Annotated in this window: 13 protein-coding genes; 2 read left to right on the plus strand and 11 right to left on the minus strand. The window is 45.9% G+C overall.

Going from position 1 to position 11020, the window contains the following annotated elements:
- On the minus strand, window positions 1-927 hold a 927-nt coding region (gene gap, locus QZ147_RS06090; protein WP_295148204.1), incomplete at its 3' end, for a type I glyceraldehyde-3-phosphate dehydrogenase.
- Between the two features lie 139 nt (window positions 928-1066).
- Here gap and nadD point away from each other — a divergent pair.
- Both nadD and rsfS read left to right on the plus strand, forming a co-directional pair.
- A complete protein-coding gene (gene nadD / locus QZ147_RS06095) occupies window positions 1067-1600 on the plus strand; it encodes a nicotinate (nicotinamide) nucleotide adenylyltransferase (protein ID WP_295148207.1) in 534 nt (177 codons plus the stop codon).
- A 2-nt stretch (window positions 1601-1602) separates the two neighbouring features.
- Entirely contained in the window at window positions 1603-1926 is a 324-nt protein-coding gene (gene rsfS / locus QZ147_RS06100; RefSeq protein WP_295148210.1) for a ribosome silencing factor, read from the plus strand.
- A gap of 299 nt (window positions 1927-2225) precedes the next feature.
- Here the strand turns inward: rsfS and QZ147_RS06105 are convergent, their stop codons facing one another.
- The 10 genes from QZ147_RS06105 to rpsB all read right to left on the minus strand — a co-directional run.
- Window positions 2226-2633, minus strand: coding sequence for an SseB family protein (locus QZ147_RS06105; protein ID WP_295148212.1), 408 nt, complete (start codon window positions 2631-2633; stop codon window positions 2226-2228).
- A 75-nt stretch (window positions 2634-2708) separates the two neighbouring features.
- Window positions 2709-4346, minus strand: a complete 1638-nt coding sequence (gene argS / locus QZ147_RS06110; protein ID WP_295148215.1) for an arginine--tRNA ligase — start codon at window positions 4344-4346, stop codon at window positions 2709-2711.
- 9 nt (window positions 4347-4355) lie between these two features.
- Window positions 4356-4568, minus strand: a complete 213-nt coding sequence (tatA, locus tag QZ147_RS06115) for a twin-arginine translocase TatA/TatE family subunit (protein ID WP_295148217.1) — start codon at window positions 4566-4568, stop codon at window positions 4356-4358.
- 47 nt (window positions 4569-4615) lie between these two features.
- Window positions 4616-5227, minus strand: a complete 612-nt coding sequence (gene gmk, locus QZ147_RS06120; RefSeq protein ID WP_295148220.1) for a guanylate kinase — start codon at window positions 5225-5227, stop codon at window positions 4616-4618.
- Window positions 5228-5232: 5 nt separating this feature from the next.
- The gene (locus QZ147_RS06125) at window positions 5233-7260 is read right to left on the minus strand and encodes a hypothetical protein (protein ID WP_295148223.1); all 2028 of its coding nucleotides are present in this window, start codon (window positions 7258-7260) and stop codon (window positions 5233-5235) included.
- Between the two features lie 50 nt (window positions 7261-7310).
- A complete protein-coding gene (gene fliR / locus QZ147_RS06130) occupies window positions 7311-8072 on the minus strand; it encodes a flagellar biosynthetic protein FliR (RefSeq protein ID WP_295148225.1) in 762 nt (253 codons plus the stop codon).
- Window positions 8073-8121: 49 nt separating this feature from the next.
- Window positions 8122-8700 carry a tetratricopeptide repeat protein gene (locus QZ147_RS06135; protein WP_295148227.1) on the minus strand — a complete coding sequence of 193 codons (579 nt, stop codon included), beginning with the start codon at window positions 8698-8700 and terminating at the stop codon, window positions 8122-8124.
- A gap of 29 nt (window positions 8701-8729) precedes the next feature.
- Window positions 8730-9374, minus strand: a complete 645-nt coding sequence (locus tag QZ147_RS06140) for an ABC transporter ATP-binding protein (protein ID WP_295148230.1) — start codon at window positions 9372-9374, stop codon at window positions 8730-8732.
- 1 nt (window position 9375) lies between these two features.
- Complete coding sequence (tsf, locus tag QZ147_RS06145; protein ID WP_295148233.1) at window positions 9376-10440, minus strand: translation elongation factor Ts; 1065 nt, start codon at window positions 10438-10440, stop codon at window positions 9376-9378.
- Window positions 10440-11020, minus strand: a 581-nt coding sequence (gene rpsB, locus QZ147_RS06150; protein WP_295148236.1) for a 30S ribosomal protein S2, incomplete at its 5' end; no start/stop codon positions are given. The genes rpsB and tsf, both read right to left, overlap by 1 nt.

Raw genomic sequence — 11020 nt, forward strand, 5'->3', positions numbered from 1 at the left:
CGCAAAGACCTTCACCATATCACCCGCAATAACCTGCGTAGTGTCGCTAGCTACGATGCTGCTGTATGCGCTCGTGCAAAAGTCGCTGCTAACTCTATAATCGTCATCGACGAATAAAATTCCCTTCAAATTCGACTCAGCAGCCGCTCTAAACGCCTCGTTTATCTCCTCTTTGCTAGCAGGTCTTTTTAAAACCGCCGTTAGATCAACCATCGAGACGTTTGCGACCGGCACGCGCACGCTTTGTCCGTGCATCTTGCCGTTTAGTTCGGGAAGTACTTTTGCGATCGCTTTTGCGGCTCCGGTGGTCGTAGGCCCGATATTTAGGGCCGCAGCACGCGAGCGGCGGAAGTCTTTGGCCTTCACGTCAACCAAGCTTTGGCCGTTTGTGTAGGCGTGGATCGTGGTCATGAGCCCTTTTACGATGCCGAATTTATCGTTTAGCACCTTTGCGACGGGTGCTAGGCCGTTTGTGGTGCAGCTTGCGTTTGAGACGATCGCTTCGCCTGCGTATTTATCGTCGTTTACGCCGACTACAAACGTCGCCGTGTCGTCTTTTGCCGGAGCGCTCATGACGACTTTTTTGATGCCGCGAGCTAGATAGGGCTCGCACTTTTCAGTGGTTAAAAACTTGCCCGTACACTCTAAAACCACGTCTGCGCCGTAGTCTGCGTAGCTAAGCTCGTTTAGATCTCTTGTTGAAAAAACTCTTATCTTTTTGCCGTTTACTTCTATAAAATCGTCGCTTATCACCTTAACGTCTTGCTTAAATTCGCCGTGCACGCTGTCGTATTTGAGCAGATAGCGCGTCATGTCGCGCGTCGCCGTGTCGTTGATAGCGACAAGCTCAACATCATCTCGCTCTAAAATAATACGAGCAGCGCACCTACCGATACGTCCAAAACCGTTGATCGCGATTTTTACCATTGAGAATTCCTTTGTATGAAGTTGTCAAATTTTACAAAAAAGCGCTTTAAGTCTGCTTTACTCGATCTATTTTTATCGTTTCAACTCAAATTTACGTCATTTTGGATAAGCTTAGGATTTAAAATTTAAGGTTTAAAATATGAATTTGGCGCTTTTCGGCGGTAGTTTCGACCCGCCGCATTTAGGACACGATAGCATCGTAAAAACCGTTCTTGGCGGGCTTGATATCGATAAATTAATCATAATGCCTACGTTTATAAGTCCTTTTAAAAGCGATTTTTCGGCGCCTCCCGCGCTTCGCCTAAAATGGACGCGCGCGCTTTGGCAAGGATTGGAGCGCGCGGAAATTTCGGATTTTGAAATCTCGCAAAACCGCCCCGTCCCAACGATCGAAACGGCACGATATCTAGCCGCGCGGTACGAAATTTCTAAATTCTATCTAATCATCGGCGCCGATCACCTAGCAAGCCTTGATAAATGGCACGAAATTTCGCACCTAAAAGAACTCGTAACCTTCGTCGTAGCCGAGCGTAATCACATAAAAATACCTAGCGAGCTAGCAAAGATCGACATTCACGTGGACGTTAGTTCGTCGCAAATTCGCAGATTGCAAACGCCTAACGAGATACCAGCGGCGATTAGAGACGAAGTGATAAAATTTTACAAAGGATAAAGATGGATTTTCAAAAAAGAATCGGAGAAATCGTCAAAATTTTAGACGAGAAAAAGGCGGAACAAATCGAGGTCTTTGATATGAGAGAGCGCGACTATTTCGTGAAATTCGTAGTTATCGCTACGACGATGGGCGAGCGCCACGCGCTATCGCTAACGGATGATTTAAAACTGGGGCTAAAACCTTTGGGCGAAGAATTTTTAGGCATCGAAAGCTCAGGCGAGTGGGTCGTGTGCGATCTGGGCGATATTTTAATACATCTAATGAGTCCTGAATACCGCGCAAAATATAACATAGAAGAGTTCCTCAATAAAATTAAAGCCTAGCTGGAATCTTACGTAAATTTCTGCCGCGCGTCACTCTTAAATTTTGCCAGTCGGCGGGGGGGGGTTGCGCCTCGTTTTAAGCTCGCTCGACGACGACTCGGTATCCGTTCCTGGACGAGTTCGCTAGACCGCGCGGTTACAAATCGCGCGCGACGCCATACGGTAAGCAAGCATTTGCAAAACTGCTGCGAACCTTCTGTAAGCCTACCGGGCCTAGATATCTATAACCCGCCATTTAAGACGTTGCCTACGCCTAAGCAAAGCTCCGAGCTTTTCTTTTGCCTTATTAAATCGGCGCGCTAATCAAATAGCGCCTTGAAAAAATTACAATCCAGTCTTAAAGCGTGCGAATATGCGTCTATCACGACGCCCGCACACTCGTTTTTTTCGCCGCCAAGCATCGCTGCATAGTCTTTTAGGCGCAAATTTATCGCCTCCTGTTCGCTATCGGCACGCCATTTTATTATCTCGTCGCGGCCTGTAAATGCGGGGAAAAATTTCTCGTTCGTATCCTCGTCCTCTAAAAGCGCGAATTTTATATTTGAGCCCTCTTCCTCATAAAATGCGTTACCGTCAGGTTTTGCTAGCGGTGCGGCGGCTACGATCGGTGCGAAAAATTCCGCCTTTTTTAGGCATGCTATGAGCCTCTTTTCGTTCGCTTCGCTAGGATCTGCTAAAAACGCGTCCATTGCGGATTTTACGTCCATTTTCGCCCTTTAAATTTTATATGGATTTTAAGAGGCCTACCGAGGCGGGCGCATTTGCGCACCCGCTTGCGCCCATTACATTCGTTCTTTTGCTTTGATCCCCAGCAACCCTAACGCCGTGCGCAAGGAGAGCGCGACGACGGCAAAAAGCTTTAACAGAGCGTCCTCTCCATCACTGCCTACGACGCGGTTTTCGTTATAAAATTTATGAAAGCTCGCCGCAAGAGATTTTAGATAATCTGGAATCTTATGAAGTTGTTTCGACGCGTAAGAATCCCGTAAAATTTCCGGCAATTCAAGCGCCTCAAATAGTAAATTTTTAGCCGCATCGTTTAAATTTTCGAGACTAGCCGCCTCTACATCCGTAGAGGTTTTACCGGCTTTGGCGAAAACTTGATTTACCCTGGCGTGAGCGTAATTGATATAGTAAATCGGATTTGAGCTATCCTCGCGTTTCAGCTCATCGACGTCGAATTCCAAACTGCTCGTGTTAGCCTTGCTTACGAAAATAAAGCGCAATGCGTCCGCGCCGATCTCTGCGGCGATGTCGCTCATTAGCACCGCATTGCCGGCGCGTTTGCTCATTTTATACGGCTTGCCGTCTTTTAAGAGACTTACCATCTGCATTAAAATAACTTCCAAGCGACTCTCGTCGTAGCCTAAAAAATGAATCGCCGCTTTTAAACGCGCGATATACCCGTGGTGGTCTGCGCCCCATATATTAACGTAACGGTCGTAATTTTGCCCGAATTTTGCGTCGTGGTAGACGATATCGCCGGCTAAATAGGTAGGACGCCCGTCGTCGCGCACCACGACGCGGTCGTTATCGTCACCCAGCACGGTCGAGGCGATATAAGTTGCGCCGTCTTTTTCGTACATTTGACCCGATCTTTTCAGCTTTTCTATCGTCGCTCCCAGATTGCCGTAAAAGCTCTTTTCGCTAGCCCAATTATCTATTTTTATGTCGATGTCGGCGAGATCTTTTTTGATAATTTCAAGCACGCGGTCTTTACCGAATTGCGCAAGCTCTAAATTTCGCGCCTCATCGTAGAAAATTTCTTTACCGAATTTTTCAAGCGCCTCTCGCGCGATCGTTTCGATGTATTCGCCTCGGTAATATTTTTCAGGATACGAGACCGTCTCGCCAAAAAGGTTTTTGCGCGCCCAAAGGGAGATAGATACGCCTAATAGGTCGATTTGATTACCCGCATCGTTTATATAGTACTCGGTTAAAATTCTATGTCCCAAATACCGACCGATGCGAGCTAGCGTATCGCCAAATACCGCTCCGCGCACGTGTCCGATATGTAAAGGTCCAGTCGGGTTTGCGCTAATATATTCTATAAAACAACTCTCTTTTTCGGCCGAATTTTCAGCGTTTTTAGCTTGCGCGCCCGCAAAATTTATAGGACGACTCGCTTCAAAGCCTGCGAATTTCTCGCCGTTTTTTAACGCGGCCGTGCTAACTGCGTCTAGAAATTTGGCCGTAAGCTTAAAATTTAAATACCCGTTTACCGCACTAACCTCGAAAATTTCGCTTCTTTCAAATTTTGCGGCAAGCTCACTAGCTATCGCTACGGGCGATTTTTTAAGCTCTTTTGCAAGGCTAAAAGTCGGCATCGCGTAGTGCGCCAACGTCTTGTCCTTCGGCCTTTCAAGCGCTGCTTCGCGACCTAAAATTTTAGAAATTTCGGCCTTTACGATCTCTTTCAATACGGGAACCTACGCTTTTTTAGTCTCTTCTATTTTTGCCTCGCCTGCCTCGTCGTCCACTTGTTTTTCTACCTTTTCGGTAGGCTTTTCGTCTTCCATTTCGGCTTTAAAACTCTTTATACCCTTGCCTAGTCCTTTTGCCAGCTCAGGAATTTTCTTTGCGCCAAATAGTAAAACTATAATGACTAAAATAATTAACAATTGCTGAACGCTAATCCCCATCTTTTCTCCTTTGAAATTTTCGCAATATTATCATAATTTCATAAAATTTAACAATCGATCCAGTTCTCTATCGTTTGATGAAGGTCGATTTTCGAGCTTTTTAGACGCATTGAGCGCACAATCGAATTTAACCCCTTATAACTCTTCTCTAAATCGTCGTTAATTAAAAAATAGTCGTATTCTAAAATATGCTCCATCTCGCCGACTGCGTTCATTAGGCGATTTTCGATGTTTTCTCCGCTATCCGTGGCGCGGCTTATTAGGCGCTTTTTAAGCTCATTCTTATTTACGGTCGTAATAAAAACAGACGTGATGTAGCTTTTAAATTTCTCTCGCGCTATGTGAAAGCCCTGTACGTCGATATCGAAAATTACTATTTTACCTGCTTCAAGAGCACTAATTACGGGCTTTAAACTAGTGCCGTAAAAATTTTTATGCACCTGCGCCCACTCTAAAAATTCGTCTTTTTCGATACCTTTTTTAAACTCGGCTTCGCTTATAAAATAGTAATTAACGCCCTCTTTTTCGCCATCCCTCGGCGCTCTGGTGGTGCTCGAAATAGAAAAATAAAGCCCTTTTTCCTCTTTTAAAAGTCGTCCCAAAAGCGTGCTTTTGCCGCTGCCGCTAGGTCCGGAGACGATTAAAATTTGACCCTTCATCAAAGCTATTTTTCCTCAAAACTTATCGTAATTTTAATGTTTAAGCCTTTTAGCGCTTCGCGGATCAAATTAGCGTCAAGCGAGCTAACCACTTGGTCGGCTATCTTTTTGCCGAGCTGCGTTTTCAGCTCGTCGTGCTCGGCGCTAGCGACTTTCGGTTTAGCAGTCGGCAGCCCAAATGCCGCTAGCATCGAGTTCTCGTCTATCTCGCCTATACTTGCCGCATTTGACGGCTCTACTAGATGAGCTTCGTCATTTTGCGTAGCCTCAGGTAAAATTTCAGGCTCGCTTATTTTAGGCTCGACGGCTTTGGACGAAATTTCATCGCTCATTTCCTCTACCGCGCTAGTTGTTTGCGGCTCTATTTCGTCCGAAATTTTATCGTCCGTATCGGCTGTGGTTTCCTCGCTAGCCGCATCGTCAAATTTTATATCGTCGAAATTATCGGCTATTTCTTGCTCTAAATTTTCTCTTTGCGCAGGCTCGTTTGCGCCCGTATCCACGTAAGTAAAGTCGTATTCATTGCCGCTTGTTTGCCCTTCTGCGCCTAAGACTTCGTCTAAATTCTCGTTTACGGCCTTACTTTGCGCTTGCACGTCGGTATCTACGTAGGCAAAATCATATTCGCCGCCTTCGTTTAAAGGCTCTTGAGCCGAAATTTCACTAGTCTCTTCGACTAAATTTTCAGGCCCGCTCTCCTCTAAGCCAGACTCTTGCGCCGCAATCTCGACGGGCTCGTCGAAATCTATATTAAAATCGTCTAAATTTATCTCATCCGCTAAGCTTTTTTCAGTCTCGACTTTAATCGGTACGACGTCATCCTGTGACTCAGGCTCGCTATTTTGCGCCGTCTGCGCCTCGTGTGCGGCTTCGCCCGCGCTAGACTCATCTACCGCAAAATCGTCCAAATCAACCTCGTCGGCGCTTACGTCGCCGATCGCCGCTTCATCGCCTACGTCTTTAAGCGGTATATCCTGCGCCTCCTCTTTTAACTCGCTAGCTTCGTCTACTATAAAGTCGGCAAACTCGTCGTCAAGCGGTTTTAACCCGTAAACGTCGTCGTCCTCGGCGCTAGACGCGCTCGCATCCGCAGGTTCAGGTGTATTTGTAGGCGCGACGGGTTCGTTAATATCTACTTTAAAGTCCGCGAATTCATCGTTGGTAGGCGCTAAATTTTCGTCTTTAAGCGCGATTACTTCATCTTCCTTGTTCGCTTGCTCATCGGCTACGAGATCGCTCGCGTCCAGTTTGAAATCTTCTAAATTTTCGTCGCCCGCCGTTTGCTCCTCGCTAGCCTCGTGCATATTTTCTATCTCGTCTACTAGCGAGCTAAGCTCGTCTATGTCGCTATTTTTAGGCTCGGCCGGCTCGACTTTTGGCTCTTCTTTTTCCTCTAAAATTTCGTCCGTCTTTTCGTCTGCCGTATCCAAATCGTCGAATTTAAAATCGCTCAGATCAAAGTCGTCGCCGTCCTCGATCGTCTCGAATTTCTCGTCGCCTTTTTCCTCACCCGCCTCGCTAATCGCTAAATTTTCAACCTCTTGCGCCGCTTCTAATTCAGGAGTTTCCTCGGGTTCGTCGATAGCCGCAGGCTCGGCGCCCTTTTCTAACTCGTCTTCTAGCTCGCCGTCAATGCTCGGTAACTCAAAATTTTCAAATTCGCTAATGTCTACCGTTTTGTCGCTATCCTCGAAATCGGCAAATCCGCTTTCTTCGCTAGGCGCGCTCGCGTCTTGCGGGGCGATTTTTTGAATCTCTTCTATGAACTCCGTCGGTAAAAACGGCTTTTCAAGTACCGCGTCGGCAAATTCCGGCTTTTCTTTGCCGCGCGGAACGAGCGCCATGATCACGGGCGCGTAGGCTTTTAAATCAACGCCGTCGCTACCGACTTCGCTATCGATTACGATGTAATCAAAATTTCCATCCAGCTTCCCGGCCTCGTCGATCTCGATATAATCGGCGCCGAGTTTATTTAAGCTAAGCGTAATTAGGCGCGAGACGGTGGGATTTTTATTTATCAGTGCGACGTTCATTTATATCTCCTTTAAATAGGGGTCTATTCTATTATAAATTTACTTAAATTTTAAAAAAATAGGCTCGGCAAATCGTTAATAATTTGCAGGCTAAGATCGCTAAAAATTTTCATCATTCCGGCAAGTATCGCAATTAGAACCGCAAAACCGATGACGATTTTTATCGGATAGCCTACGACTAGCAAGTTAAATTGCGGCATCGTCTTCATCAGCATCCCAAATATCGCATCCGATAACAGCGAGAGCGCAATAATAGGAAAGCACAAAATAAAGCCGAACATAAAAAGATTCGCAAACGTTTTTAGCGCGTAAGTCAGCACGCCGGCCTTCGGGTAAAACTCGCCCAGCGGAATGTATTCCAGTGACGAAGCGTAAAAATTTATCAACAAGTGATGCCCGTCGAATATCAAAAACGTAAGCAACGCCATCATATTTATAACGTTTGATATTACGGGTGAGCTCGTGCCGGTCTGCGGATCTAGCACCGTCGCCATCGAAAAGCCCATCACCATCGAGATCTGCTCGCCGGCCATTTGCAGCGCGGCAAATACGATAGTAAGCAGCAATCCGGCGCAAAGTCCTAGCATTAGCTCGCTTAAAATTTCGACGACTAAGAAATTTATCTCGTGCTCGCCGACGCGCGCCATAGGAAATAAAATCAAGCAGATCGTAAAAATAAAAATACTTCTTGCGACGACGGGAATTTGCATATGCGAGTAAAACGGGAAAAACGCCATTAGTCCGCTGATACGCGCGAAAAGTAGCATAAAAGCGATAGTTTTATCGGCGCCGAAAAACTGAACTAGCTCCATTTTCGCTCTTTATAAATTTTCGTTCGTTTAGTCGAATTTAAGCCTGGCGTCAAAATTCCTCCGCCTTGTCGCAGGCGGCTTTTATTTTCATTGCGCCGACGGGTAAAATTTGTCCCCTCGCCCGCTCTTTGCCGTATTCGCAAGCTTTTTTATAGTAGTCGGCAGACGTCTGTTTATCTTTTTCTTCGTAAAATTTTGCCATAAATTCGCAAGATAGCCAAGCGCCGAATTTATATCCTTTCTCGCGGTAAAAGATCGTTTTTTGTCCGTCTTTTTCTTTTTCGTAAATTTGAGCTAATGCCTCGCAGGCCTCGCCGAATTCCCCCTCGCAAGATAGCTCGTAAAATTTCATAGCCGTTTTAACGTCGCTTTTTACGCCGTATCCTTCCTCGTGCATTGCGCCTAGGTTAAAGCAGGCATTGTAAAGCCCGCCGTCGCAAGCCTTTTTAAAAAATTTTAAAGCCTTCGAGTAATCTTTTTCCGCTCCTTCGCCGTAAAAATACGCCTCCGCCGCAAGATCGCAAGGAACGATGGATTCGCCTTTTTCGCACTTATCTTCCAATCCTTTTACGTCACTTGAATACGCAAAAGAAACGACGAGTAAAAAAACTAAAACCAATTTTTTCATTCCATCTCCTTAATCCGCACGGCGCGGTGCTAAGAAATTTTTAAAAGCTCTTTATTTTCTAATTTGTATATATCGTCGCATTTTGCGGCTAGATCGTTATCGTGAGTTACTAAAACCAAGGCGGCTTTATTTTGCTTTACGTAGCTAAAAAGCGTCTGCATTACGTCGTTTGCGGTTTGTTTGTCTAAATTTCCAGTCGGCTCGTCGGCGAAGATCACGCGCGGCTTTTTAGTAAGCACGCGAGCGATACTGACGCGCTGTTGCTGCCCGCCGCTAAGCTCTCCGACTTTATTTTGCAAGACGTGCGAAATTTTAAGTGCTTCAAGATAAGCCGCGTCGATAGGCTCGTTTGAAAGAATGCTCGCAAGCTCTATGTTTTCAAGTGCAGAGAATCCTTTAAAAAGATAATGCGACTGGAAAATTATGCCGAAATCAAAGCGGCGAATTTTGATTAGCTCATTTTGAGAAAGCTCATAAAGCGATTTTTGTTTATAGATTACTTCACCGCTATCGGGCTTTAAAAGCGTAGATAAAATGTGAAGCAAGGTGCTTTTACCGCACCCGCTCACGCCTAGTATCGCGGTGCTTTCGCCCGCATTTAATGCTAAATTTACATTTTCAAAGAGCGCGTAATCATACGCAAAACCGAGATTTGCGCCCTTTAAAATTTCCATTTTAGCCGATTTGAGCGGCGACTTCGGCGGCAAAGTCGTCGACTTTTTTCTCTAATCCGTCACCGAGCTCGAAGCGAACGTATTTTACAATTTCGATCTTACCGCCTAGCTCTTTGCTTTTTTCGTCTATTACCTGCTCTACGGTTTTTTTATCGTCCATTACATAGAACTGCCCTAAAAGCGTAAGGCGCTGGTCTAGCACGGTGTTATCCGCATAGAATCGCTCGATTTTACCAGGGATAATTTTGTCCCAAATCTTCTCCGGTTTACCTTCCGCTTTTAACTCGGCTTTTATCGCCTCGGTAGCTTTTGCTAGCTCGCTCTCGCCGATTTGGCAGCGGCTCGCATATTCAGGGATGTGATGTAGCGGTTTGCCAAGGCGTTTAAATTCTTCGTTCTCTTTTTCTAGCTCGGCGCGAAGAGCGATAAATTCTTTTTGTACGAATTCTTTATCGAGCTCTTTATAACTAATAACTTCCGGCTTCATCGCGGCTGCATGCATACAAAGATTTCTAACGAAATCCTGCGCTTTTTTAGCTACTTCTTCGCTCTCGCAAGTAGCGCCGATTAACACGCCTACGCGTCCGTTTGAATGCACGTAGCCGTTTACTACGCCTTTTGTACCCGCGCTTATCGTTTCAAAGCGGCGGACAACTAGGTTTTCGCCGATGGTAGCGATTTGGCTTTTTAGATATTCTTCGAATTTTACGCCGTTAATTACGCTTGCGCTTAACTCCTCTACGCTAGTTAAACCGCTTGATTGGATATGCGCAGTCGTATTTTTAGTAAGCGCTTGAAACTGCGGATTACGAGCTACAAAGTCGGTTTCAGAGTTAATTTCGGAGATCGTAGCTTTCTTGCACTCGCCGCAAACTTCGACGGTTACTAGCCCTTCGCTAGCTAGGCGGTCGGCTTTTTTAGCCGCCTGACCGAGCCCTTTTTCGCGCAAAATTTCTACGGCTTTATTCATATCGCCGTTAGCTTCATTTAGCGCCTTTTTGCAATCCATCATACCCGCTCCGGTACTTTCGCGGAGCTCTTTTACCATTTGCGCGGTGATTTCCATTATTCTTCGTCCTCGCCGCTAAAATCTTCTTCGCTCATAGCTTCGGCTACGACTTCGTCCTTTTCGGCCTGACTTACCTCCTCGCGAGGCGCGGCGTCAGCGTCTTGTTCTAGTAGCGATTTGCCTTCATTGATAGCTTCTGCCATCTCTTGGCAGAAAAGCTGAACCGAGCGGATCGCGTCGTCGTTGCCTGGAATCGGGAAATCTACGACATCGGGATCGCAGTTCGTATCTATGGGCGCAACTACCGGCATTTTTAGGCGGTTCGCTTCGGCGACGGCGATCTTTTCTTTGACCGTATCGACGACGAATACCATATCCGGTAAATTTTTCATATTTCTGATACCGCCCAAAGTCGCGATTAGCTTCTCTTTTTTGCGGCGAAGCATTAGAGCTTCTTTTTTAGTTAGTAAATTTATAGAGCCGTCTTCTTCCATAGTTTCGATTACTTCAAGCTTGCGAATTGATTGACGGATAGTGCCGAAGTTGGTCATCATGCCACCTAGCCAGCGATGATTTACGTAAGGCATGCCGCATTTTTCGGCGTATTCTTTAATAGCTTCTACCGCTTGCTTTTTAG

The organism is uncultured Campylobacter sp., from assembly GCF_905371695.1.
Taxonomy (GTDB): domain Bacteria; phylum Campylobacterota; class Campylobacteria; order Campylobacterales; family Campylobacteraceae; genus Campylobacter_A.

Excerpts from the sequence above, each read along its gene's own strand:
- nadD (WP_295148207.1), top strand. The coding sequence starts at position 1,067 with ATGAATTTGGCGCTTTTCGGCGGTAGTTTCGACCCGCCGCATTTAGGA.
- rsfS (WP_295148210.1), top strand. The coding sequence starts at position 1,603 with ATGGATTTTCAAAAAAGAATCGGAGAAATCGTCAAAATTTTAGACGAG.
- QZ147_RS06105 (WP_295148212.1), bottom strand. The coding sequence starts at position 2,633 with ATGGACGTAAAATCCGCAATGGACGCGTTTTTAGCAGATCCTAGCGAA.
- tatA (WP_295148217.1), bottom strand. The coding sequence starts at position 4,568 with ATGGGGATTAGCGTTCAGCAATTGTTAATTATTTTAGTCATTATAGTT.
- gmk (WP_295148220.1), bottom strand. The coding sequence starts at position 5,227 with ATGAAGGGTCAAATTTTAATCGTCTCCGGACCTAGCGGCAGCGGCAAA.
- QZ147_RS06125 (WP_295148223.1), bottom strand. The coding sequence starts at position 7,260 with ATGAACGTCGCACTGATAAATAAAAATCCCACCGTCTCGCGCCTAATT.
- fliR (WP_295148225.1), bottom strand. The coding sequence starts at position 8,072 with ATGGAGCTAGTTCAGTTTTTCGGCGCCGATAAAACTATCGCTTTTATG.
- QZ147_RS06135 (WP_295148227.1), bottom strand. The coding sequence starts at position 8,700 with ATGAAAAAATTGGTTTTAGTTTTTTTACTCGTCGTTTCTTTTGCGTAT.
- QZ147_RS06140 (WP_295148230.1), bottom strand. The coding sequence starts at position 9,374 with ATGGAAATTTTAAAGGGCGCAAATCTCGGTTTTGCGTATGATTACGCG.
- tsf (WP_295148233.1), bottom strand. The coding sequence starts at position 10,440 with ATGGAAATCACCGCGCAAATGGTAAAAGAGCTCCGCGAAAGTACCGGA.